This is a genomic window from Actinocatenispora comari, from assembly GCF_017312725.1.
Classification (GTDB): domain Bacteria; phylum Actinomycetota; class Actinomycetes; order Mycobacteriales; family Micromonosporaceae; genus Actinocatenispora; species Actinocatenispora comari.
On the sequence record NZ_BOPO01000149.1, the window covers coordinates 76,766 to 100,637 of the forward strand.

At 71.9% G+C, this 23,872-nt stretch carries 24 protein-coding genes; 16 read left to right on the forward strand and 8 right to left on the reverse strand.

The annotated features are described in order from the left end of the window. The first annotated feature begins 69 nt into the window (after positions 1–69). The gene (locus tag NUM_RS35175; protein WP_207129265.1) at positions 70–525 is read left to right on the forward strand and encodes a GatB/YqeY domain-containing protein; all 456 of its coding nucleotides are present in this window, start codon (positions 70–72) and stop codon (positions 523–525) included. Between the two features lie 132 nt (positions 526–657). Here NUM_RS35175 and NUM_RS35180 read toward each other — a convergent pair whose 3' ends face one another. Next, positions 658–2,982: a transglycosylase domain-containing protein gene (locus tag NUM_RS35180; RefSeq protein WP_225919058.1), complete on the reverse strand. Its 2,325-nt coding sequence runs from the start codon at positions 2,980–2,982 to the stop codon at positions 658–660. Positions 2,983–3,438: 456 nt separating this feature from the next. On the opposite strand from NUM_RS35180, the gene NUM_RS35185 reads away from it, so the two are divergent. Continuing rightward, complete coding sequence (locus NUM_RS35185; RefSeq protein ID WP_035298806.1) at positions 3,439–3,741, forward strand: WhiB family transcriptional regulator; 303 nt, start codon at positions 3,439–3,441, stop codon at positions 3,739–3,741. 251 nt (positions 3,742–3,992) lie between these two features. Here NUM_RS35185 and NUM_RS35190 read toward each other — a convergent pair whose 3' ends face one another. The 4 genes from NUM_RS35190 to NUM_RS35205 are packed head-to-tail and all read right to left on the reverse strand — an operon-like array spanning position 3,993 to position 7,146. Further along, entirely contained in the window at positions 3,993–5,162 is a 1,170-nt protein-coding gene (locus NUM_RS35190; protein WP_225919059.1) for an ArsA family ATPase, read from the reverse strand. After that, the gene (locus NUM_RS35195) at positions 5,159–6,220 is read right to left on the reverse strand and encodes an ArsA-related P-loop ATPase (protein ID WP_370467118.1); all 1,062 of its coding nucleotides are present in this window, start codon (positions 6,218–6,220) and stop codon (positions 5,159–5,161) included. Before NUM_RS35195 ends, NUM_RS35190 begins: the two co-directional genes overlap by 4 nt. A 1-nt stretch (position 6,221) precedes the next feature. Then, entirely contained in the window at positions 6,222–6,719 is a 498-nt protein-coding gene (locus NUM_RS35200) for an Rv0361 family membrane protein (protein WP_207129266.1), read from the reverse strand. Between the two features lie 10 nt (positions 6,720–6,729). Then, a complete protein-coding gene (locus NUM_RS35205) occupies positions 6,730–7,146 on the reverse strand; it encodes a MerR family transcriptional regulator (protein WP_207129267.1) in 417 nt (138 codons plus the stop codon). 91 nt (positions 7,147–7,237) lie between these two features. Between NUM_RS35205 and NUM_RS35210 the strand changes: the two genes are divergently transcribed. The 6 genes from NUM_RS35210 to NUM_RS35235 all read left to right on the forward strand — a co-directional run bounded on the left by NUM_RS35210 (position 7,238) and on the right by NUM_RS35235 (position 13,971). Next, positions 7,238–7,720 carry a hypothetical protein gene (locus NUM_RS35210; RefSeq protein ID WP_207129268.1) on the forward strand — a complete coding sequence of 161 codons (483 nt, stop codon included), beginning with the start codon at positions 7,238–7,240 and terminating at the stop codon, positions 7,718–7,720. A 4-nt stretch (positions 7,721–7,724) separates the two neighbouring features. Continuing rightward, entirely contained in the window at positions 7,725–7,886 is a 162-nt protein-coding gene (locus NUM_RS35215; protein WP_157035221.1) for a DUF4177 domain-containing protein, read from the forward strand. Continuing rightward, on the forward strand, positions 7,883–8,347 hold the full coding sequence (locus NUM_RS35220; protein WP_207129313.1) for a RidA family protein: 465 nt from the start codon (positions 7,883–7,885) through the stop codon (positions 8,345–8,347). Before NUM_RS35215 ends, NUM_RS35220 begins: the two co-directional genes overlap by 4 nt. A gap of 266 nt (positions 8,348–8,613) precedes the next feature. Continuing rightward, positions 8,614–9,408, forward strand: coding sequence for an MBL fold metallo-hydrolase (locus tag NUM_RS35225; protein WP_370467119.1), 795 nt, complete (start codon positions 8,614–8,616; stop codon positions 9,406–9,408). Then, positions 9,405–12,923: an adenylate/guanylate cyclase domain-containing protein gene (locus NUM_RS35230; RefSeq protein ID WP_207129269.1), complete on the forward strand. Its 3,519-nt coding sequence runs from the start codon at positions 9,405–9,407 to the stop codon at positions 12,921–12,923. Before NUM_RS35225 ends, NUM_RS35230 begins: the two co-directional genes overlap by 4 nt. 208 nt (positions 12,924–13,131) lie before the next feature. Next, a complete protein-coding gene (locus NUM_RS35235; protein ID WP_225919062.1) occupies positions 13,132–13,971 on the forward strand; it encodes a serine/threonine-protein kinase in 840 nt (279 codons plus the stop codon). 115 nt (positions 13,972–14,086) lie between these two features. On the opposite strand, the gene NUM_RS35240 is transcribed toward NUM_RS35235, so the two are convergent. Further along, complete coding sequence (locus tag NUM_RS35240) at positions 14,087–14,761, reverse strand: Crp/Fnr family transcriptional regulator (protein WP_030449834.1); 675 nt, start codon at positions 14,759–14,761, stop codon at positions 14,087–14,089. A gap of 219 nt (positions 14,762–14,980) precedes the next feature. Between NUM_RS35240 and NUM_RS35245 the strand changes: the two genes are divergently transcribed. From NUM_RS35245 to pstB, 5 genes are all read left to right on the forward strand, one after another. After that, positions 14,981–15,703 (forward strand): adenosylcobinamide amidohydrolase, encoded by a 723-nt coding sequence (locus tag NUM_RS35245; RefSeq protein WP_207129271.1) that lies wholly within the window; start codon positions 14,981–14,983, stop codon positions 15,701–15,703. Positions 15,704–16,564: 861 nt separating this feature from the next. Beyond that, entirely contained in the window at positions 16,565–17,674 is a 1,110-nt protein-coding gene (gene pstS, locus NUM_RS35250) for a phosphate ABC transporter substrate-binding protein PstS (RefSeq protein ID WP_207129272.1), read from the forward strand. Between the two features lie 89 nt (positions 17,675–17,763). Further along, entirely contained in the window at positions 17,764–18,780 is a 1,017-nt protein-coding gene (gene pstC / locus NUM_RS35255) for a phosphate ABC transporter permease subunit PstC (protein WP_207129273.1), read from the forward strand. Beyond that, positions 18,777–19,853: a phosphate ABC transporter permease PstA gene (pstA, locus tag NUM_RS35260; protein WP_207129274.1), complete on the forward strand. Its 1,077-nt coding sequence runs from the start codon at positions 18,777–18,779 to the stop codon at positions 19,851–19,853. Before pstC ends, pstA begins: the two co-directional genes overlap by 4 nt. A 15-nt stretch (positions 19,854–19,868) precedes the next feature. Beyond that, positions 19,869–20,645 carry a phosphate ABC transporter ATP-binding protein PstB gene (gene pstB / locus NUM_RS35265; protein WP_207129275.1) on the forward strand — a complete coding sequence of 259 codons (777 nt, stop codon included), beginning with the start codon at positions 19,869–19,871 and terminating at the stop codon, positions 20,643–20,645. 63 nt (positions 20,646–20,708) lie between these two features. Here the strand turns inward: pstB and NUM_RS35270 are convergent, their stop codons facing one another. Then, on the reverse strand, positions 20,709–21,320 hold the full coding sequence (locus NUM_RS35270) for a TetR/AcrR family transcriptional regulator (RefSeq protein WP_207129276.1): 612 nt from the start codon (positions 21,318–21,320) through the stop codon (positions 20,709–20,711). A gap of 68 nt (positions 21,321–21,388) precedes the next feature. On the opposite strand from NUM_RS35270, the gene NUM_RS35275 reads away from it, so the two are divergent. The 3 genes from NUM_RS35275 (at position 21,389) to NUM_RS35285 (ending at position 23,012) form a co-directional block, all read left to right on the forward strand. Further along, entirely contained in the window at positions 21,389–21,697 is a 309-nt protein-coding gene (locus NUM_RS35275) for a hypothetical protein (protein ID WP_207129277.1), read from the forward strand. Positions 21,698–21,767: 70 nt separating this feature from the next. Next, a complete protein-coding gene (locus NUM_RS35280; RefSeq protein ID WP_207129278.1) occupies positions 21,768–21,926 on the forward strand; it encodes a hypothetical protein in 159 nt (52 codons plus the stop codon). A gap of 282 nt (positions 21,927–22,208) precedes the next feature. Beyond that, the gene (locus NUM_RS35285; protein WP_207129279.1) at positions 22,209–23,012 is read left to right on the forward strand and encodes a S1 family peptidase; all 804 of its coding nucleotides are present in this window, start codon (positions 22,209–22,211) and stop codon (positions 23,010–23,012) included. A gap of 58 nt (positions 23,013–23,070) precedes the next feature. On the opposite strand, the gene NUM_RS35290 is transcribed toward NUM_RS35285, so the two are convergent. Then, positions 23,071–23,862 carry a DUF4352 domain-containing protein gene (locus NUM_RS35290; protein ID WP_207129280.1) on the reverse strand — a complete coding sequence of 264 codons (792 nt, stop codon included), beginning with the start codon at positions 23,860–23,862 and terminating at the stop codon, positions 23,071–23,073. Positions 23,863–23,872: the final 10 nt, after the last annotated feature.

Here is a 23,872-nt window from a genome sequence, read left to right on the forward strand (position 1 = left end):
GTAGTGATCCGCAGCGGGACCCCTCCGACGCGGCACCGGCGCGTGGGCGGACAGGAGGATCATGGACCGATGAGTTCACTGCACGAACGGTTGCGCGCGGACATGACCGCGGCGATGAAGGCCAAGGACGGGTTGACCCGGGACACGCTGCGGATGGTGCTCACCGCGGTACGCACCGCCGAGACGTCCGGGACGACGGCCACCGAGCTGTCCGACGACGAGGTACAGGCGGTGCTGACCAAGGAGGCGAAGAAGCGCCGGGAGGCGGCGGAGGCGTTCGACGGCGCCGGCCGTACCGAATCGGCACAGCGGGAGCGGGACGAGGCGAAGGTGCTGGCCCGCTACCTGCCGGCGGAGCTGTCCGACGCCGAGCTGACCGAGCTGGTCGCGGCCGAACTCGCCGACGGCGGGTTCACCGAGCCGCGGCAGATGGGCCAGGCGATGAAGCAGATCCAGCCGAAGGTGGCCGGCCGGGCCGACGGCAAGCGGGTGGCCGCCGAGGTGAAGCGCCAGCTCGCCGGCTGACCGCCGGGCGCGCCCTCCGGCGCACCGGGCGACGACGACCGAGCCCAACCGGCGGCCCGAGGACCGACCAGCAGCCCGAGGACCGACCAGCGGCCCGGGGACCGACCGATGGTCGGCACCCGGGCCCGGTCGTCAGTTGCGTCGGCCGGTGGGGCTGTAGCTCTGCGGCGTCTCACCGAACGGCCAGGTGCCCCCGCCGTGGCCGCCATGGCCGCCGTGCCCGCCGCCGTGGTCGTCACCGCCGGGGTGCTTGGGGTCGTCCTTCTTCTTCTTGGTCGGCGGCGGCTGGGTCAGGGTGCCGTCGTCGCCGAGGGCGATCTTCTTCGACTCCTTCTTGAAGTCGACCGGCTTCTTGCCCCGCAGCGCCGTCTGCATGGTCTTGGTGACCGCCTGGTCGACGGAGTTCGAGACTCCGGCCCCGACGTAGTTTCGCTGGTCGGTCGGATCGACCGCGGTTCCCGCGGCGGCCACCCCGGTGGTGATCCCGGCGAACGTCTCGGTCGCGTTGTTCTGCGAGGAGCCGGTCTTGCCGCCGAACTGCCAGTCGCCCAGCCAGCCGGCGACGGTGCCGGCGGTGCCGCCGCTGCACTGCCCGTAGTACGGCGTCTGGTTCACGGTGCACCGGGTGGCGTCGGTGGCGGCGCGGGCGACGTCCGCGGGGATCGCCTGGTGGCAGTTGGGCTTGCCGGCCGAGACCTCTTTGCCCTCGTTGTTGATGATCTTCATGACCGGCAGCGGCGCGCAGTACTTCCCGTCCGCGGCGACCGTGGCATAGGCGTTGGCCAGCTCCAGCGGGTACGTGCTGGTCACGCCGAGGGTGAACGGACCCCACTCGTCCGCGTGGTTGGAGTACCACGCGTCGCTCGCCCCGTGGTTCTCGGTGAAGCCCTGTTTCGGGTCACCCTTGAACTTGATGCCGAGCTTCTTCGCCATCGCGACCGCCTTCTGCGGCCCGACCTCCTGCTCCAGCCAGACGAAGTACGTGTTGACCGAGTGGCCGAAGCCGGTCCACATGTTGCGGTACCCGGAGAAGTAGCTGGTGTCGCTGTCGTTCTTGACGCAGTAGACGTAGCCGCCGTTCTCGCCCGGGCAGGCGCCGTCACCGGCCGCGGTCGGGTAGCGCGACTTGAACTGGACCGGCGCCACGTAGCCGGTGTCCAGCGGCTTGCCGTCGGCCAGCGCCGCCAGCATGGTGAACATCTTGTACGTCGAACCGGTCTGGTAACCGCCGTCGTGCACCGAGTCGCCGGTGCCGGTGATCAGCGGGTTGACCGTGTTCGGGTAGCCGTTCTGCCCGTTCGGGTTCTTCGCGTAGCTGTAGTTGCGGTTCACCGCGAGAGCGAGCACCCGGCCGGTGCCCGGCTGGACCGCCGCGATCGGCAGCGCGAAGTTGCTGTTCTTGGAGTAGACGCTGGTGGACTGGTCCATCGCGGTCTGCTGGGTCTTCGGGTCCAGCGAGGTGATGATCTTGTAGCCACCCTGCTTGAGGTTCTTCACCCGCTCGGCCGGGTTGGCCCCGAACGCCTTCTGGTGCGACCACCAGTTCTGCACGTAGTCGCAGAAGAAGCCCCAGTCGTTGTGGTTGTCCGGGACGCTGCTGCAGCCGTTCTCGGCCTGGCTGACGTGCAGCTTGATCTTCTGCTTCTGGTCCTTGTTCGCGGTGTCCGTGCCGATGTAGCCCATCTTCGCCATCGCGCCGAGCACGTAGTCGCGCCGGGCGGTGGCGTCCTTCATGTCCTTCGTCGGGTCGTACTGGTCGGGCGACTGGACGAGGCCGGCGATCATGGCCGCCTCGGACACCGTCAACTCGCTGGGCAGCTTGGAGAAGTAGGTCTTGCTGGCCGCGTAGATCCCGTAGGCGCCGTGACCGAAGTAGGAGATGTTGAGGTAGCGCTCGAGGATCTGCTTCTTGGTGAGCTTCTTCTCCAGCGCCACCGCGTACCGCATCTCCTTGAGCTTGCGGGCCGGGGTGTCGGCGAGCGCCTCCTTCTGCTGCTCGGGCGTGAGGTTCGGGTCGCTCTTGAGCACGTTGCGCACGTACTGCATGGTCAGCGTGGACGAGCCCTGCTGGACCTCGCCGCTCTGCCCGTTCGCCACCAGGGCGCGCATGACGCCCTTCAGGTCGACGCCGTGGTGGTGGTAGAAGCGGGTGTCCTCGGCCGCGACGATCGCCCGCTGCATGTTCTTGGAGACCTGGCTGAGCGGCACGTCCTTGCGGTTCTCGTCGTACATCTGCGCGATCAGCGTCTTGCCGTCGTTCGCGTACAGGTACGAGATCTGCTGGGAGGGTGCGATCTTGAGGTCGCTCGGCAGGTTCTCGAACGAGTCGGAGCCGGCCTTCGCGGTGAGCCCGCCGAAGGCGACCGCCGGAAATGCCGCGGCGGCCACCACAACGCCAGCTAGCAGACCACAGATCAGCAATGACGCGGCGTTGGACAGCAGGGAGTGTTCGCGCATCCGGATCACCGTCCCAGGGTACGTGACGTCGACTGGCCCAACCGCGGTCGGTTGAGCGCCCAGGAGGGCCCGATCCGACCGTCGAGCGGTCGCTCGGCCCAGCGGGCGCGGCCGAGGCGATGTCGGGCATCGCGGCACGCACCCCCGTAACACCAGACGGCGCGCGGCGTTGGTTGGTTGCGTACCGGGCCGGGAGGGTAGTGAAGGTCACCATGACGGGCGACCCCAGATTCGCGAAGAAAAATCCTCTGACGACATTGCGTAACTGAGCGATTACAGAGGATCATGACGGGGCGACGGGTGTGTCGATCTCTCACGCTTGAGAGCGACGAAGCCCGTACGTGCTGTTGTGGTTGGAGCGATCAGTATCTAGTCTGCGCACGGGGGCAGCTCCAACCCACACCAGCGGGCCACGACGGTGGCTCGGCAGGGGGACCAAGAGGGGGGTCTTGGGTTATGGGGCTGAACGCCGAATGGGCAACAAGTGCCGCGTGCCGGGATGGGGACCCGGACGCACTGTTCGTACAGGGAGCGGAACAGAACATCGCCAAGCGAGTTTGTCGGTCGTGCCCGGTCCGGTTCGAGTGCCTCGCAGACGCGCTCGACAATCGCATCGAGTTCGGCGTGTGGGGCGGCATGACGGAACGGGAACGCCGGGCGCTGCTGCGACGGCACCCGCAGATCCGAAGCTGGCGGGCAGTCTTCGAGACGGCGTTGAAGAACCAGCGGACGCCGGCCACCGCGGCATTGGCCGGCTGACACGGCCGTTCCGCGTCGACGTACCGGGTGGGGGACCCGGACGCTGATCGGAGCGGTGGGGGAACAACCGGAGGTCGTACCGGACGCGAACATCATCGGCCCGTACGGGGGGAAACGAACGGGCCACGGAGCTGTCACCCGGCGTCCGACACGTCCAACGCAGAAGCGCCCGGCCCAGCGAGGCCGGGCGCTTTCCGCCGCGTAGCGGGGTCAGCCGGCCCGCAGTCGGGGTTCGCGCCCCGGGCCGGTCGTCAGTGCGCGTCGCCGAGGGCGGCACCGACGGCACGCAGGCCGGCGAGGTCGTGCACGTCGGCCGGTTGCGCCGGCACCGCGGACAGCGGTACCTGCGGGTGGGCCAGCGCGAACCGCTCGGCGACCGACCGCTCCCGGGCCACCCGGCGGCGCAACCCGGCGTGGATCCGCAGCGCGGCCGCGGTCTGCGGCGACTCGCCGGCGGCGGTCAGCGACTCCGCGGCGCCGAGACTGCGGTCGGTGGACAGCTGCGCGGCGGCCACCTCGTGCACCCGGTTGAGCACCAGGCCGGACAGCGGCATCCGGTCGGCGGACAGCCGCTCGGCGAAGTACGTCGCCTCCCGGATCGCGTCCGGCTCCGGCGCCGCGACCAGCAGGAACGCCGTCTCGCGGTGCTGCAGCACCCGGTAGGTGCGCTCGGCGCGCTGGCGGAACCCGCCGAACGTCGAGTCGAGCGAGGACACGAACGTCGACACGTCCGAGATCAGCTCGGTGCCCAGCACCTTCATGAACGCCCGGCCGACCAGCGAGAACGACGCGGTCATCAGTCGCAGTACGGAGCGGCCGCCGTTGCGGGCCGGCACCAGCAGCATCCGCAACATCCGGCCGTCCAGGAACTTGGCCAGGTGCTGCGGCGCGTCCAGGAAGTCCAGCGCGGACCGGGACGGCGGGGTGTCCACCACGATCAGGTCCCACTCGTCGGTGGCCCGCAGCTGCCCCAGCTTCTCCATCGCCATGTACTCCTGGGTACCGGCGAAGGTCGACGACATGGCCTGGTAGAAGGGGTTCGCGAAGATCTCCCTGGCCTTCGCCGGGTCGGTGTGCGCCAGCACCACCTCGTCGAAGGTGCGCTTCATGTCCAGCATCATCGCGAACAGCGCACCGCCGTTGCCGGTGTCGACGCCGGTCACCTCGCGGGGCGTGTTGTCCAGCTCGGTCAGCCCCATCGACTGGGCCAGCCGGCGGGCCGGGTCGATGGTGAGCACGACGGTGCGGCGGCCCTGCTCGGCGGCGCGCAGCCCGAGCGCCGCGGCGGTGGTCGTCTTGCCGACCCCGCCGGAACCGCAGCACACCACGATCCGGACCGACGGGTCGCCGATGATCGCGTCCACGTCGAGGGTGGGTGAGGCGGCCGGCCGGCCGGACAGCACGTCGTCGACCCCGGTCACGCCGTCACCACCCCCTGCTTGGTGAGCGTCTCGGCCAGCGAGTACAGCGCGGAGACGTCGATGCCCTCGGGCAGCAGCGGCAGCTCCAGCATCAGCCGGTCGAGCTTGTCCAGCTCGCCGCGCAGCCGGCGCTCCAGCTCCAGCCGGGCGCGGTACTCGGCGACCTCGGCGGCCAGGCCGGCCACCGTGGCCCGGTCCGCCGGCAGCCCGGCGCTGGACAGGCCGCGGCGCAGCTCCGCCTGGGTGACCTTGCCGCCGTCGAGCAGGGCCGGGCGGGTCTCGTTCACGATGATCGCGCCGACCGACATGCCCAGCTCGGCCAGCTCCGCGGTGGCGTCCGCGGTCTCCTGGACCGGCATCTCCTCCAGCAGCGTGACCACGTGCACCGCGGTCAACGGCGAGCGCAGGATCGCCGCGACGCCCTCGCTCTGGGTCTTGATCGGCCCGACCTTGGCGAGCTTCGCGGTCTCCGCGGTGACGTTGAGGAACCGGGCGATCCGGCCGGTGGGCGGCGCGTCCAGCACGACCGCGTCGTACACCCGGCCGCGGGCCCGGCGGCCCTGCTCGGTGCGGGTGACCGCCTCCTTGACCTTGCCGGTGAGCAGCACGTCGCGCAGGCCGGGCGCGATGGTGGTGGCGAAGTCGATGGCGCCGAGCCGCTTCAACGCCCGGCCGGCGGTGCCGAGCCGGTAGAACATGTCGAGGTAGTCGAGCAGCGCCTCCTCGGCGTCCACCGCGAGCGCGCGCACCTCGCCGCCGCCCGGGGCGACCGCGACGCGACGCTCCGCGTACGGCAGCGGGGGTGTGTCGAACAGCTGGGCGAGGCCCTGGCGCCCCTCGACCTCGACGATCAGGGTGCGGCGGCCGTCCGCGGCGAGCGCCAGCGCGAGCGCCCCGGCGACGGTGGTCTTGCCCGTCCCGCCCTTGCCGGTGACGACGTGCAGTCGGGCCCGGGGCCAGTCCGACGACAGTCGGGCCCGGGACTCAGCCGACGGATCGGCCGGTCCGGCGTTGTCGGCTGGTCGCGGCACGCTCCCGAGCGTACCCGGGGGCGGCAGCTCATCGACCGGTGCTGATGGCGCAGACCCGCCAGCCGTGCTCGTCGGTCACCCCGAACCGCCACTTCTGGTCGTCGGTACGGGGCTGCCCGTCGACGGTGCGCCGCAGGTGCAGCTCGGCGGTCACGGTCGCCTCGTCGCCGTGCCGGCTGGTCTGGGTCAGGTCGCTCCAGGTCACCTTGCTGCCGGCCTGCTGGTACTGGGCGGCCTCGTCGAGCAGCTGCTGCACCGCCTTGGCGTCCCGCTGCCGGGCGCACACATAGCGTTCGGCGGCCTTCTCGTCCTGTTCCACGAAGATCGCGCCGAGCAGCCCGGACGCCGCCGCGGTCGGCTGTTTCGCACCCGGCGCCACCTTCACCACCAGCAGGTAGCCGGTGGTACCCAGGCCGAGGCAGATCAGCACGACCCCGATCAGCACGAACACCGTCACCGTGCCGGCCCTGGTACGGGTCGGCCCGGGCGGCGCCGGCGGGGTCGGGGCGGGGTACGGCGCGGTCATGTCCGTCACCCTAAGCGGTCGGGCAAGACGGCAGCGCCCGCCGAGCCACGGAGGACGGGCCGGCGGCCGGTGGCGGCAGCGGGCGCATCGGGCAGTCGGTACCGACCCGGCCGGCGAGTTCGGCCCGCAGCGCCGCCAGCTCCGCCATCCGCTCGTCGATCAGCCGTACCTTCGCCGCGACCAGCTCGGACACCGCCGGGGAGTCCGCCGGTGCCGGGCTCAGCGTGTCCGCCTGCCGGGCGATCTCGGCCAGCGTGAACCCGAGCGCCTGCGCGGTACGCACGTAGCCCAGCCAGGTCACCGCCTCGGCCGGGAAGTCCCGGTACCCGTTGGGCAGCCGCCGGCCGCGCACCAGCCCGAGCCGCTCGTAGAGCCGCACGGTGTCCTTGCTGACGCCGGCCCGGCGGGCCACCTCCCCGATCAGCACGCCGCTCCCCCTGCCGCCGGACTTGACCTTGGACCGTACTCCGCCCCTTAGCGTCGGCCCCGTTCCCCGCCCCGAGCCCCGGGAGGTACCCGTGTCCACCGTCACCGCACCGGCCGATCGCCGGTACCTGCGCGTCGTGCGCGCGAGCGCCGGCTACGACCTCGTCGTCACGGCCGGCTTCGCCACGCCGTGGAGCTACGCTCTGCTGCACGCCGCGCTGTCCGGGCTGGGCGACCGGTTCGGGCTCGGTACGCTGCCCGCGCTCGAACCGGCCCAGCTGCTGTACGCGAACCTGATGGGGTCGATCGTCGTCGTCTGGGCGGTGCTGCGGCTGCGCCGCCCGAGCCGCCGCTACGGCGGGTACGACGGGGTCGCCCGGGTGCTGTTCGCGCTCTGGCAGGGCTGGGCGCTGGCGCACGGGTTCTCGGCGATGTTGTGGCCGTTCCTGCTGGTGGAGGCCGCGTTCGCGGTCGCCCAGCTGGTACCGCTGGCGAGGTCGCGGCCGCGCCCGGGTGCGGCGCGGGCCGGATCCGCGGAGCCGGCCGAGGGCCCCGACCAGCGCGTCCTAAGCTGACGCCATGCAGAAGTGGGAATACCAGACGGTGCCGCTGTTGGTGCACGCCACCAAGCAGATCCTGGACAACTGGGGTTCGGACGGCTGGGAGCTCGTCGCGGTGATTCCGGGGCCGAACCCGGAGAGCCTCGTCGCGTACCTCAAGCGGCCCGTGGAGCAGTCCTGATGGGTACGGTCGCGGACCGGCTCACCGAGTTGGGCCTCACCGTGCCGGAGGTCGCCGCGCCGGTGGCGACGTACGTTCCGGCGCTGGTCGACGGCGACCTGGTGTACGTGTCGGGGCAGCTGCCGGTGATCGCCGGCGAGCTGGTGGCGACCGGCAAGGTCGGCGCCGAGGTGTCCACCGACGCCGCCGCCGCGCTGGCCCGTACCTGCGCGGTGAACTGCGTCGCCGCGCTCGCCTCAGTGGTCGACCTGGAGCGGGTGCGGCAGATCGTCAAGGTGACCGGCTTCGTCGCCTCGGCGCCGGGCTTCACCGACCAGCCGCTGGTCGTCAACGGCGCGAGCGAGCTGTTCGGTGCCGTGTTCGGGCCGGCCGGCCAGCACGCCCGCAGCGCGGTCGGGGTGGCCGAGCTGCCGAAGGGCGCGCCGGTCGAGATCGACGTGATCGCCCGAATCGCGCTCTGACCAGCCCAGACGGTGAACCGGCCGGTACCGGTGGTGACGCCGGCCGGCGCCCGCGGGGCGGCCGATGATCAACGCGCCGGCCGCCCGGCTGGCGAGGATTCGTCGGCGGATTCCGGAATTCCGGAAAGAATGCAAGGCCACCATCGGGCGACGATGACGGATCTCCGACGTCAGAGTAGGTGATCGGGCTCGCACGCCGTACGATCTCTGCCGTGGGCAGCGCGGAGCCGGAGGATCAGCTCGCCGGCCCCCGGGCGGGGGTGCGGTTGACCGGTTCCGCGACGACCCCGCTGGTCGACTTGCCCGGATGGGTCCGGCTGTTCCGGGCGCCCAACCCCGGCCCGATGACCCTCACCGGTACCAACTCCTGGGTGCTGCGCGCGCCCGGCCACGACACCTGCGTCGTCGTCGATCCGGGGCCGGCCGACGAGGCGCACCTGGCCGCGCTGGCCGCCGAGCGGCCCCAGCTCACCCTGATCACGCACGACCATCCGGACCACGTCGAGGGGCTGGACCGGTTCCGCGAGCTGGCCCCGGCCACCCGGGTGCACCAGCCGTCCCGCGGCGCGGCCGACGGGGAGGTCCTGCGGACCGCCGGGCTGACCGTGGAGATCGTCTCGACGCCGGGGCACACCACCGACTCGACCTGCTACCTGGTCGATTGCGGGGACGAGCGGGTGATCCTGACCGGCGACACCGTGCTCGGCGCCGGTACCACCGTGGTGATGTGGCCGGACGGCGACCTCGGCGCCTACCTGGCGAGCCTCGATCGGCTCCGCGACCTCGGCGCCGACCTGCCGGTACTGCCGGGGCACGGGCCGGCGCTCGCCGACTGCGCCGCGGCGGCGGAGTTCTACCTGGCGCACCGGCGGGCCCGGCTCGACCAGGTGCGCACTGCGCTCGCGGACGGCGCGACCGACGTGGCCACCGTCCTCGCGCGGGTCTACCCGGACATCGCTCCCGACGTACGACCGGCCGCCGAGCTGACGGTGCGTGCCCAGCTCGCGTACCTGCGTGACCGGGAACACAATCCCCCCTTCGAGCCGTTGGACCGCACGTGACCTGCCCGGTGTGTGGAACCGTCGCCGTGCCCGGCGCCCGCTACTGCCATCACTGCGGTAGCCGGCTGCCGACGGTGGCGGCTGCCCCGGCGACCGAGCGGCGCGTGGTGACGATCCTGTTCGGCGACCTGTCCGACTTCACCGCCTGGTCGGAGGACCTGGACCCGGAGCGGGTCAGTTCGGTCACCGACCGGGTGCTGGCCGCGTTCGCCGGCGCGGTCACCACGTTCGGTGGGCACGTCGACAAGCTCACCGGCGACGGGATCATGGCGGTGTTCGGCGCCCCGGTGGCGCACGAGGACGACCCGGACCGGGCGGTGCGCGCCGCGCTCGCGATGCAGCGCGCGGTGCGGCGGGTGCTCGACGCGGAGCAGGGCGGCGGCGTGCCGCTCGGCCTGCGGGTCGGGCTCAACACCGGCCAGGTGGTCGCCGGCGTGCAGGCCAACCTGGAGTACACGGTGATCGGCGACGCGGTGAACACCGCCGCGAGGCTGGCGGACGCCGCGCAGGTCGGCACCGTGTACGCGGGCTCGACGACCTACCACGCGACCCGGCAGCGGGCGGCGTGGCGGCGGCTGCCTCCGTTGCGGCTCAAGGGAAAGCGCGAACCGGTCGAGACGTACGAGCTGCTCGGGCTGCGGGACGCGCCGGGCACTCGGTCCGGGCTCGGCGACGAGGCTCCGTTCATCGGCCGCGAGCCGGAGGCCGGCCGGTTCGACGGCCGGCTCAACGAGGTGATCGACCGCGGCCAGCCGCGCACCCTGGTGATGACCGCGGAGGCCGGCGTCGGGAAGTCCCGGTTCGCGGCCGAGGCCGGGCGACGTGCCGCCGAGCACGGCGCCCGGGTGCTGTCGGTGCGCTGCGAGGCGTACGGGGAACGGCGCCGGCTCGCGCCGCTCGCCGACCTGGTCCGCCAGGCCGCCGGCCTGTCCCGGGAGGACGGCAGCCCGCGCGGCGCGAGCCGCTCCACGGCGCAGTCCCGGCTCTACCGCTTGGCCGCGAAGCAGCCCGGGGACGCGCCGCGGCTGCCGATCGACCTGCTGCTCGCGCTGCTCGGGCACGGTGACCTGCCGAACCGGATGGAGCGCCCCGCCGGTACCAGCGGGGACGCCGGCGAGGCGATCCCGGCCGCGGTGGCCGACCTGCTCAACGTGCTCGCCGCCGAGTCGCCCCTGGTGCTGGTGGTGGACGACGTGCACGACGCGACGAGCGAGTCGCTGGCCGCGCTCGGCGCGATGATCTCCCGGCTCACCGGTCCCGTCCTGGTGCTGCTGCTCGGCCGGCCGGAGCTGACCCGTACCGCCGGGCTGCTGTCCCGGATCCCGGATGCGGAGCTGGCGCCGCTGCCGGCGCTGCGCGGTGAGGACGCGAGCCGGCTGCTCCGCGCGTACCTGTCCGGCGGGTCGCTGTCCGCCGCGGACGAGGGCCGGCTGCTCGCCACCGCGCAGGGCAACCCGTTCTACCTGGCCGAGCTGGTGACGCTGCTGATGGAGCGGGGCCGGCTGGTCGACGACGACGAGCCGGGCGAGGACGGCCGGGTGCGCTGGTCGCTCGCCGCCGGTTCACTCGGCGGCCGGCTGCTGTCCCGCGATCTCGCCGCGGTGCTCGCGGCCCGCATCGACGCGCTGTCCCCGACCGCCCGGACCGTCCTGCGAGACGCGGCCGTGGTCGGCGACACCGTCCCGCTGTCGTCGCTGTCGTCGCTGGAGCCGGAGCTGTCCGACGCGGACGAGGACAAGGCGATGGACGACCTGGTCGCGCGCAACATGCTGCGCCGCACCGGGCGGGACGAGTTCACCTTCACCACCCCGCTGATGCGCGAGGCCGCGTACGCCGGGATCGGCAAGGCCGACCTGGCCGACCGGCACGCCCGGCTGGCCCGGTGGGCGGCGCAGCGGGTGCACTCGGAGGGCACGTACTCGCCGGCCGACGGCGAGACGCTGGGCGACGACGCGTTCGTCGCCGAGCACGCCGAGAAGGCGGTACTGCTGGCCGACGAGGTGGGGCTGCGCGACGACGCGGACGCCCGGTCGGTGGCGCCGCTCGGCGCCGCGGCGCTGTCCCGGATGGCCGGCCGCGCCCTGGAGGACGGCGAACCCGGCCGTACCGTCGAGCTCGCCGGCCGCGCCGCCCGGGTCGCCGGCGGTACCGGCGGGGGCAGCCTGCCGGTCGCCGACCGGCTGGTGCGGGCGCAGGCGCTGCTGCAGCTGGGCCGGGCGAACGACGCGCGCGAGGAGGCGGAGCAGGTCGCCGCCGGCGCGATCAGCGACGTGGTCCGGATCGACGCGCTGCTGCTCGCCGGCGACGCGTACCGGACGCTGGGCAACCGGGAGCAGGCGCGGGCGTCGTGGCGGGCGGCGTTGCAGGCGGCCGGGTCGGCCAACCTGCCGCAGCAGCGGGCCGCCACGCTGTGCAAGCTGGCGATGAGCGACTACCTGTCCGGCCGGTTCGCCGAGGCCGAGGAGCAGATCTCCGACGCGTACAAGGTGTCGCAGGACGCCGGTGACAAGCGCAACCAGGCGTGGGCGCTGCAGTATCTGGCCTGGGTGACGACCAGCCGGGGCGACTTCGCCGGCGCGGACGGCGCGCTGGGCCGGGCGGCGAAGCTGTTCGCCGAGCTGGACGACGACACCGGCCGTACCTGGGTGCGCGGGACGACGGCGTTCGGCCGGATGCTGGCCGGGCGGCTGACCGAGGCGGACAAGCTGGCGCGCGCGTTCCTGCCGTTCGGTGAGCGCGTCGGCGACACCTGGGCGGTCGGTACGTTGCGCAGCGTCGCCGCGTTCGCGTCCGCCGAGCTGGGCCGGCTGGCCGAGGCGGAGCGGATCGCGCAGCGGGCGTACCAGGACTTCGAGCTGATGGGTGACGACTGGGGCCGCGGCCTCGCGCTGGTGGCGCGGGCGATGGTGGCGCGCGGCGCCGGCCAGGTCGACCAGGCGGTCGAGCTGCTCACCGAGGCGGAGCGGTTCGGCGAGAAGACCAGCCACCCGCTGCTGCTCGGCATGTCCCGGACGATCCGCGGCTTCTGCCAGCTGGACCGGTCCGATCCGGTCGCGGCGGAACGGGACGCGCGGGCCACCCTCGACCTGGTCGAGCCGTACGACGTGGTCGACTCGGCGCGGGTCGGCCCGATGGTGCTGCTGGCCGAGGCGCGCCGGGCGCAGGGCGACCTGCCGGCGGCGCTGCGGCTGCTGGACGAGATCGACGCCGACCCGGACCGGCCGGTGCTGTTGCTCTCCCGGCAGCAGGCCGGCGCCATCCATGCCAGCGCGCTGCTGTGCGCCGGCCGTACCGTCGAGGCGGTCGACCGGGCCCGGGCCGCGGTGGACTCCCCGGCCGAGGACGTGCGCAGCGGGGTGCTGGCGCACGCCGCGCTGGCCCGCTGCCTGGCCGCGGCCGGCAACACCGACTGCGCCCGGCACGAGGCGCAGCTGGCCGCCGAGGCCGCGTACGCGACGGAGCAGACCGCCGACCGGGCCCGGGTCGACGGGTTGCTGGCCGAGCTGCCGGGCTGACAGGTTCACGACATCGAGTGATGGACGACACGGCTAGGGTCTGTTCGGTGCGGGGTTCACGCGGACGTCACCGCGGGAGCCCCGGGCTGGCGGCGGAGATCGGCGGTCGTTGTCGAGATGCATCCTGGCGGGTCGGCAAATCGGCAACCAAGATCGTAGGCTCGTGCGGCTGAGCACTTGTTCGGTCCGGGGAGGAGACGTGACGTCGATGCATCCCGCGACTCCTGCCGCACCGCCGACGCTCGGGCCCGGCCTCACCGCGCTGGTGCCGATCGCGCACGGCAGCACCGCCACGGTGTACCGGGCGTTGCAGGCGTCGGTGGGCCGCCCGGTCGCCGTGAAGATCGACAACCGGACGCTGGACACCGAGCGGGACCGGCGCCGGTTCCGGGACGAGGCGAACGCCACCGGCCGGGTCTCCGGCCACCCGCACGTGATCGACCTGTTCGACGCCGCGGTCAGCCCGGCCGGCCACCCGTACCTGGTGATGGAGCTGTGCAACGGGTCGTACTCCGACGACGTCGGCGTGCTGTCCCCGGCCCAGGTCCGGTCGGTCGGCATCCGCATCGCGAGCGCGCTGACCGCCGCGCACGCGGCCGGCGTGCTGCACCGCGACGTCAAGCCGGGCAACATCCTGCACACCCGGTTCGGCACCCCGGTGCTCGCCGACTTCGGCCTCGCCGTACTGCTGGACCAGCGGGACGGCACCGAGGCGCTCGACCCGCTCACCCCGGCGTACGCGGCGCCCGAGTCGGTCGCCGACGCCGTCGCGTTGCCGTCCGGCGACGTCTACTCGCTCGCCGCCACGCTGTACGCGCTGCTCGGCGGGTACCCGCCGCGGCTGCCCGGCCCCGGCGTGCCGACCACCGCCACGCTGCTGGAGCTGTACGAGCAGCCGGTGCCCGGGTTGCCCGGCGTGCCGGACGCGCTGCTCGCGGTGCTGCGGCAAGCGCTGTCCACCGACCCGGACCGGCGACCGAGCGCCGCCGAGTTCGAGCAGCTCCTGGCCGGTGCCGCGGTCAGCGCACCGCCCGAACCGGTCGGCTGAACCGGCCGGAGCGCGCCGGCGTCGGGCCGGCGGAGTCCGCGCCACGATGCACACGCACCGGCCCGGGATCTCCGCTGGGGATCCCGGGCCGGTTCGCGATGATGACGTGTACGGGTCAGCGGGCGCGCCGGGCCAGCCGCTCCGGGTCGAGGATGATCACGCTCTTGCCGTCCAGCCGCAGCCAGCCGCGCGAGGCGAAGTCGGCGAGCGCCTTGTTGACGGTCTCCCGGGAGGCGCCGACCAGCTGCGCCAGCTCCTCCTGGGTGAGGTCGTGGGTGACCCGCAGGACGCCGCCGTCCCGGGTGCCGAACCGGCCGGCCATCTGCAGCAGGTTCTTCGCGACCCGGCCGGGCACGTCGGTGAAGATCAGGTCGGCCAGCGAGTCGTTGGTGCGGCGCAACCGGCGGGCGAGCACCCGCAGCAGCTGCTCGGCGATCTCCGGCCGGTTGGTCAGCCACGGCCGCATCGCGGCCTTGCGCAACCGGGCCAGCCGCAGGTCGGTGACCGCGGTCCCGGTCGCGGTGCGCGGACCCGGGTCGAACAGCGACAGCTCGCCGACCATGTCGCTCGGGCCCATGATCGCGATCAGGTTCTGCCGCCCGTCCGCGGCGCGACGACCGAGCTTCACCTTGCCGGAGAGCACGATGTACAGGCTGTCGCCCGGCTCACCCTCGGTGAAGACCACGTCGCCCTTGCGGAACTCGACGATGTCGAGATCCTTCGCGAGCGCTTCGGCAGCCTCAGGGTCGACACCCTGGAACAGGCCCGCCCGTGCCAGTACATCATCCATCGCGCACCTCCACCCCGCAGCCGGCGCTGCGCGGTTGAGTCTAGGCGTACCAACGCCGCAGATGTACGCACAACGTCGATAAGCCGTCAGTTTCCTGGTCAAGGCGGGCGCGAGGTTGTGCCCCGGCGCCCGGCCTACCACCGATCTTGCCGTATCACCAGTTCAGTGCGCACGCGGGGCCGGTGCCCGCGGCCAGCGCCGGCACGTGAAGATGTCGCTATGGACCCCAGGCTGACCGCGCGAACAGAACGAAATCGGTCGATCCCGCTGCTCGTGTGGGAGTTCACGGCGCCCCGGTCGTGTATCTCGTCCGGCCCGCTCGGCGGTGGCCTCACGGTCCGCGACTGGTTGATCAACGCCACCGTACCCCTGAGCTACGACCGGACCGATCCGGACCGGCACCTCGCCGAGATCGGCGCCGAGTTCGGCCTCACCGGTACCGGCGCCGGGCTGCTCACCGCCGTCGACGTCACCCGCTACCACGTCGCGGTCGACTCCGACGTGCACGCGACCGCCACCGTCGGGCTGTCCAGCCCCGCCTGGGCCGCCGCGCCGGACGGTCACTTCCGCCGCGAGGTACCGGCGGGCGACCGACCCGCCGTCTTCGCCGAGTACGAGACCGTCGAGTACCTGCCACCGGAGCCCTACCGGCCGGGCACCATCAACGTCGTCGTCGCGCTGCCGGTACCGCTGTCGCCCGCCGCGCTGGTCAACGCCGTCGTCACCGCCACCGAGGCGAAGACCCAGGCGCTGTACGAGGCCGGCGTCCGCGCCACCGGTACCGCCTCGGACGCGGTCGTCGTGCACTGCCCCGTCGACGGCGAGCCCGAGCCGTACGGCGGGCCCCGATCGCCGTGGGGTGCCCGGCTGGCGCGCGCCGTGCACTCGGCCGTACTCACCGGCAGCCGCGCCTGGATCGCCAGTCCCACCTCTTTGCGCTGAGGTGCTCCCGAAGCGCCCGTTTCGGCTCGGGGTTCGCTTGTTGGCACCGGGGTAAAGGCCACCTCTGTTCGCCGCTTTGACCCCTTGTGGGGGAACGTGGGGAGCGGGCTTCGCCCCTCCCCACACCCCTCCCCATCAAGGGGGCAGTCGCCCCCTTGACATCCCCTGCTCGGGAATCGGTGTTCAGGCAGGACCCCGCCTGGCCGCTTCGGAACTACGGGGAGTCGGTGCGGCCTGCCCATCGACGCCCAGCCCGCCACGACCAACCCAACCCCGCCTGCAACGCGACGCGACGCGATGTGAAGCGGGCGTTGCTGTGATGGGTAGGCCGGGCCGTGCCTCGTGCTTCTTCGTAGGTCACTGGGCGTCGATGGGCATCCTCACCGGAGGCTGGGCGGGGATGGCCAAGGGGGCGGCCCCCTTGGCGGGGAAGGAGCGCGAGGAGGGGGCGAAGCCCTCTCCTCGCATCCCCCCACGCGGGGTCAAAACCGCGGACAGAGGTGGCCTTTACAACGCCAGCCCGAGCGCACCTCACCGGTAGAGGTGGCCCTGCACCACGAGCCCAAGCGCGCCAGCCGCGCAGAGAGCGGGCACCGAAAAGGGAGTGGGGTGGGAGAGAGGGGTGGAGAGAGGGCGAACAGCTCTCTCTCCACGGGTGGGTAGGCGGGTGCGTTCATGTTGGGTACATCGCAACTCCGGCGTCATGTCACCGCGCCGGCGGGAGCTGTTCACGGCTCGTTCACCGTGCCCCGGGAGGGCGGCAACCTCGCGCTCCTAGCGTCCGAGCCAGACCGCCAGTACCGGCGGCCCCGGCCGCGGCTGCGACCGGGACTCGTAGACGCACAGTGAAGGGAACTTCGCGTGAAGCTCCAGCGGCATGGCGCGCTCGCCGCGCTGGCCATCACGGCCACGTTGGCGATGGCCGCCTGCGGTTCGGACAACACCGGCTCGGGCGGCGGCAGCAAGAGCACCGCCAAGGCGCCGAGCACCGAATGCGCCAAGGGTTCGCTGACATCGCAGGGTTCGACGGCCCAGAAGAACGCGATGGACCAGTGGATCAAGGCGTACCAGACGAAGTGCTCCGGTGCGCAGATCACCTACGACGGCACCGGTTCGGGCGCCGGCATCCAGGCGTTCACCTCCGGTACCGCGGACTTCGCCGGCTCCGACTCGGCGCTCGCGGACGGGGACGAGCAGAAGGCGGCGGACAAGCGCTGCACCGGCGGTGAGGCGCTCGACCTGCCGATGGTGACCGGCCCGATCGCCGTGGTCTACAACGTCCAGGGCGTGAAGGACCTGCAGTTCAAGCCGGCCACGCTGGCGAAGATCTTCGCCGGCAAGGTCAAGACCTGGGACGACCCGGCGATCAAGGCGGACAACCCGAAGGCGAAGCTGCCGTCGACGCCGATCCAGGCGGTGCACCGCTCCGAGTCGTCCGGCACCTCGGACAACTTCACCAAGTACCTGTCGAAGACCGCCGGCGCGGACTGGACGTACGACCACGCCAAGGAGTGGAAGGCGCCGGGCGGGGTGGGCGCCAAGGGCTCCGACGGTGTGTCGGCGAAGGTGAAGCAGACCGCGGGCACCATCGCCTACGACGAGTGGTCGTACGCGACGACCAACAGCCTCGACATCGCGAAGATCTACAACGGGGCCGGGCAGTACACCGAGCTGACCGCGGAGGCGGCCGGCAAGACGGTCGAGGGCGCCAAGGTCGTCGGCCAGGGCGACAACCTGAAGCTCGACATCGACTACAACACCAAGGTCGCCGGGGCGTACCCGATCGTGCTGGTCACGTACGAGATCGCGTGCAGCAAGGGCAACGACTCCGGCAAGCTCGACCTGCTCAAGTCGTTCCTGACGTACGTCTCGTCCGACGACGGCCAGGCCGCGCTGACCCAGCAGGGCTACGCGCCGCTCCCGAAGTCGGTGCAGACCAAGGTGCAGGGCGCCATCAAGGGCCTGGCCTGACGTCGATGTGGTGCCGGTCGTCGACCGGCACCACATCGGTGTCGTTTCTTGCAGATGAGGGACCTCTGGCAGATGAGGACCGGGTCGAGATGAGCGAATCGCCGATGCCCACGAAGGTCGGGCCGGACCCCACCGTCCACAGTGGACCGACACTGGGCGGCGGCGCCGCCCTCCCCCGCGCCGGCCGCGGGCTGGAACGGCTGTTCCGGTGGTTCAGTACCGGTGCCGGCGTGCTGGTGCTCGTGGTGATCGTGGCGATCGCCGCCTTCCTGATCACCCAGGCGATCCCGGCGCTGCGGGCGAACCAGGCCAACTTCTTCACGTCCACCAAGTGGCTGCCGAACGACGTGGCCCACCCCAGGTTCGGCATCGCCGCACTCGCCTACGGCACGGTACTGAGCGCCGCGATCGCACTGGTCATCGCGGTTCCGGTGGCGCTGGGCATCGCGCTGTTCCTGTCCCACTACGCGCCGCGCCGGATCGCCACCGGGCTCGGGTTCGTCATCGACCTGCTGGCCGCGGTACCCAGCGTCATCTTCGGGCTGTGGGGCCGCGACTACCTGTCCGGGCCGGTCACCGACCTGTCCGGCTGGCTGCACCGCTACCTCGGGTTCATCCCGCTGTTCGGCAGCGGCGGCCCGTACGGGAACTCGATCCTGCTCGGCTCGATCGTCCTGGCGATCATGGTGCTGCCGATCACCACGGCGCTGTGCCGGGACGTGTTCGTCCAGACGCCGAAGGCGAACGAGGAGGCGGCGCTGGCGTTGGGCGCGACGCGCTGGGAGATGATCCGTACCGCGGTCCTGCCGTACGGCCGGCCCGGCATCGTCGCGGCCGTGATGCTCGGCCTGGGCCGCGCGCTCGGCGAGACGATCGCGCTGGCGATGACGCTGGGCGCCACGTTCGGCGTCTCGATCGACCTGATCCAGGTCGGCGGCAACTCGATCGCCGCGAACATCGCGAACGGCTTCGGCGAGGCGAACGCCACCGGTCGCGGTGCGCTGATCGCCTCCGGCCTGCTGCTGTTCGCCATCACCCTGATCGTCAACGTCGCGGCGCGCGCGATCATCTTCCGGCGCCGCGAGTTCGTGGGGGGCCAGTCATGACCACCTTGTCGCAGAACGGATCGCTGCTGGCGGGTTCGCTGCGCCGCCGCCGGCTGCCGAAGGCGCTGCCGCCGCTGCTCGGGGTCGCCGCGCTGGGCGTGTCCGCGGCCGGCATCCTCGGTACCGGTGCCGGCGGCTGGGTGTTGACCGTGGTGGTGGCGGCGGTGCTGTTCGTGCTGGCCACGCTGATCGTCTCCGGGGCGGTGGAGGGCGGCCGCCGGGCCCGCGACCGGGTCGCCACGATCGCCGTGTACGGCGCGTTCATCCTGGCGCTGATCCCGCTCGGCTCGGTCGTCGCGACCCTGCTGGCGAAGGGCACCGGCCGGATCGACGCGGAGTTCTTCTACCACTCGATGAACAACATCACCGCGCTGGACTCCGGCGGCGGTGCGTACCACGCGATCATCGGCACCCTGCAGCAGGTCGGCATCGCCGCGGTACTGGCGATCCCGCTCGGGCTGGCCGCCGCCGTCTACATCGTCGAGTACGGCCGGGGGCGGTTGACCACCGTGATCCGGTTCTTCGTCGACGTGATGACCGGTATCCCGTCCATCGTGGCCGGCCTGTTCGTGCTGGCGTTCTGGGTACTGATCGTCACGCCGGTGTTCAACCACGGCCGGCCCGGCTACTCCGGGTTCGCCGCGGCACTGGCGCTGACCGTACTGATGCTGCCGACGATCGTGCGCTCCGCCGAGGAGATGCTCCGGCTGGTACCGCAGGCGCTGCGGGAGGGCTCGTACGCGCTGGGCGTGCCGAAGTGGAAGACGATCATGCGGGTGGTGCTGCCCACCGCGGCGCCCGGCATCGTCACCGGTGTGATGCTCTCGATCGCCCGCGCCGCCGGCGAGACCGCGCCGGTGCTGCTCGTCGCCGGCGGTACCCCGGCGATCAACTTCAACCCGTTCTCGGGCAACCAGGAGTCGCTGTCGTACTTCGTGTACGAGCAGGCCGGCGCGGCGTCGCAGTTCGCGCCGGGCCGGGCCTGGACGGCGGCACTGACCCTGATCGCGATCGTCGCGATCCTGACCATCGCGGCGAAGCTGCTGGCCCGCCGCTCCACCATCGGCCGGTAGAAGGTGACCGTGAACATGGCCAAGCGTGTCGAAGCGGTCGACGTGACCGCGTACTACGGGTCGTTCAAGGCGATCGACTCGATCACCATGACGATCGAGCCGAAGTCGGTGACCGCCCTGATCGGGCCGTCCGGCTGCGGCAAGTCGACGTTCCTGCGTTCGATCAACCGGATGCACGAGGTGACGCCGGGCGCGAAGGTGCAGGGCAAGCTGATGATCGACGCGGAGGACATCTACGACCCGCGGGTCGACGTCACCGCGGTCCGCCGCGCCATCGGCATGGTGTTCCAGCGGCCCAACCCGTTCCCGACGATGTCCATCTACGACAACGTGGTCGCCGGGCTGCGGCTCAACGGGGTACGCAAGAAGTCCACACTGGACGATGCGGCCGAGTCGTCGCTGCGAGCCGCGCACCTGTGGGGCGAGGTGTCCGACCGGCTGAAGCGGCCCGGCGGCGGCCTGTCCGGCGGCCAGCAGCAGCGACTGTGCATCGCCCGGGCGATCGCGGTCGAGCCGCAGGTGTTGCTGATGGACGAGCCCTGCTCGGCGCTGGACCCGATCTCCACACTGGCGATCGAGGACCTGATCGGCGAGCTGAAGGACCGCTACACCGTCGTCATCGTCACGCACAACATGCAGCAGGCGGCGCGGGTGTCGGACCGGACCGCGTTCTTCTCCATCGAGTCGACCGGCGATCCGGGGCGGCTGGTCGAGTTCGACGACACCACGAAGATCTTCCAGAACCCCGGCGAGAAGAAGACGGAAGACTACATCACCGGCCGCTTCGGGTAGCTGGCGCTGCGCCGGGCTCAGTCCTCGCCCGGCCGCGCTGTCGTCGGGACCGGGTGCGTTCGGTCAGCGAGCCAGGGCGGTCAGGTGTGCGTGCAGGACCTCGCGGGCCCGCGGCGCGGTCAGCACCTCGGGGTAGAGGGTCGCGTTCACGCCCAGGCCGTCCACCAGGGACACCAGCCGCTCGGTCTGCAGCTCGATCTCGTCGGCGGGGGTCGAGTCGCCGGCCAACCGGGCGACCACCCGGCGGGCCAGCGAGCGGGACCCGGTCGCCGCCCGTACCGCGAGGTCGCGCAGCTCGGGATGGGTGCGGGCGTGCGCAGTGAAGTCGAGGAAGACGGTCAGCTCGGCGCGGCGCTCGTCGTCCAGCGGTAGCAGTTCGGCGAGCAGGTCGGTGGCCTGCTCGACCCGGTCGGCGGCGGGGAGATCGCCGAGCGCCCGAATCCGGTCGACGCGGGCCTGCAGCCGGTCGCCGACCCGGTCGACCATCGCCTGCATCGCGAACCGCATCAGTTCCTGCTGGCTGGCGAAGTAGTGCCGGAGCGAACCGAGGTTGAGCCCGGCCTCGTCGGCGACGGTACGCAACGAGACGCGGGCCAGGCCGTCGCGCTCGGCGACCCGAAACAGCGCGGCCACCACGTCGCGGCGGCGCGCCTCGGCATCGACCTTCCTGGGCATGGCTCCTTTCTATCACAGCTGTGCTACGTTGGATTTAGCACATCTGTGATACAAACCTGGAGGCAACGATGGAGACGGTCCTCGACCTGCTGCTGATCCGGTTCGGGATCATCGTCGGGGTGGTGGTGCTCGCCGCCCTGGTGCTGTTCGGCATCGCGGTGGCGCTCAAGCGCCGCGGTCGCGACGACACCCTTCGCCGGCACGCCGACCGCGCCCGCCGGTACGCGGCACCGATGGTCGCCGACGCCGCCCGCGACCTCGCCCGCGGACGGCGCGCCGGGCTGGGCGCGACCGCCGCCCGAGCAGCCGGCCGGTACCTGGCCGACCGGTACCAAGCCGACCGGAACACCCGGTCCAGCGACGGGGGCCGCCGATGAGCGCGCGGGCGAACCACGAGCATCGTGCGCCCTGGTGCCTGATCGGCGGTCCGGCGAAGGAGGAAGGCCGATGAGCGCGCTGCGATTGCTGGCCGAGAGCGGCGGCGACGAGATCGTGCGCGAGCTGCTGTTCGACCGGCTCGCCAAGATCGGCATCGTGGTCGTCGGGTTGCTGCTGCTCGCCGCCGGCATGGCGCTGATCTGGCGCCGCGTCTCCCGCCGCGACTGAGCGGCCGGCCCGACCCGCACCCTCCACTATGGACAAAGGTACCTACGCGGTGACCGTGGCACTGCACACGGTTCGGTTCGGCTCGGCGGGATCGGCGTACTCGCAACGCCTTGGTATGTTCGTCCGTGTTGCACGCCGTGCACCGATCGGTGCTGGTTCACCGCCCGGCCGCACGCTGCGGCACCGCCATCCCGATCCCAGCTGATCGGGTGCACCGACCGTGAGTACCCGCGTCGCCGCCGACGTCTCGCGCGCGCCGGGTTCGGAGAGGACTCTCGCCAGATGCGTTCCACCACCCTCGCCCGCCGGGCGGCCGCCGTCGCCGCCGGACTGTTCGGCCTGCTCGCGCTGGGCGCCGCGCCGGCCGCCGCGCAGCCGGCCACCGTCGACGGCACGGTGACACCGCAGATCGCGCACGGCACCCCGGCGCCGGACGGCGCGTACCCGTTCTCGGTCAAGTTCACCATGACCGGCATCCCACAGCCCGACGGCGGCACGTACGACAGCGCCTGCTCCGGTGCGCTCGTCGCGCCGCGCTGGGTGGTGACCGCCGGACACTGCTTCCACGACGTGAACCGCAACCCGGTCAGCGGCCCCCCGCAGTACGGGTCGACCACCGCCACCGTCGGCCGCACCGACCTGTCCGACGAGGGCGGCCACGTGCTCGACGTGGTGGACGTGCAGCAGTCGCCGGACACCGACATCGCGCTGGCGAAGCTGTCCGCGCCGGTGCGCGACATCAGGCCGCTGCGGCTGAACCGCACGGCGCCGGTCGCCGGCGACCCGCTGCGGCTCGTCGGCTGGGGTGCCACCACCGCCGACGGCGCCCCGGAGACGCACCTGCAGATGGGCGACTTCACCGTCACCAGCGTCGACGAGCACGACGTGTACGTGTCCGGCGCCGCACCGTCCACCGACACGTCGGCCTGCCCGTACGACTCGGGTGCGCCGTACTTCGCCGAGACCGCGCACGGCCCGCGGCTGGTCGGCGTGGAGAGCACCGGCCCGGACTGCCCGCACACCGGCCCGGAGACGACCTCCCGGGTCGACACGGTGGCCGGCTGGATCCTGCGCCAGATCCGCTGAACCGTCCCGCATCCGAGGGCCGCGAGCGCACCGCTCGCGGCCCTCGTCGCGTTCCACCTCAGCGCCGGTTGGACACCGCGACACCGCCGGAGAACGCGGAGTCGTGCAGTTCGAACGTGCTGATGCTCGACTTCTGGGGAATGTCGAACGCGATCGTCCCGGTCACCTTGTTACCCGGATTGATGTCGTTGAGGAACGTCGAGTCGACCTGGTTCAGGTACATGTCCGCGTCGCTGTCGGCATCGAGCTTGCTGCCCTGCTTGTCGTAGGCGTACTGGTTGCTGCTGTCGAAGGTCTGCGGCTCGGACTTGATGTTCTGCACGGTCATCGTCACCAGGCAGAACTGTCCCTGTGCGGACTTGCCGAAGTCGGCCGAACCGATATGTGGCACGCCGCACTTCACCTTCTGCACGACGAACTCGAAGTTGCCGTCACGTACCGGGGTGCCCAGCTTCGCGGTGGGCTTCTTCGCGTTCTGTTGCGTCTGGGCCTGGTTCTGCGCGCTGCTGGAACCCGTGTCGCCGCTCGAACCACCGAACGAAGAGGCGATCACCGTAACGATGCCTCCGCAGAGCAACACCATCGCACCGAGGATCGAAAACAGCACGATCCGGCCGGTCTTCCTCTTCTTCGGTTGCGGCGGCGGGGGAACCGGTGGCCCGTAGTAGACGGGCGGACCCGTCGGAGGTTGTGTCATGGCCGCCTCCCGACCGATCAGGTCTCGCCCGTACGATCGTGCACGCCTCTCGGGCGAGAAGGAGATCGCGACGCGACGCGCGCCGCGCAGGCTCGCCGGGCACGTACGGGTGGGGATCGGTGCTCCATTCGCCGTGTTCGTGCGATGACTCAACGTAGCATCG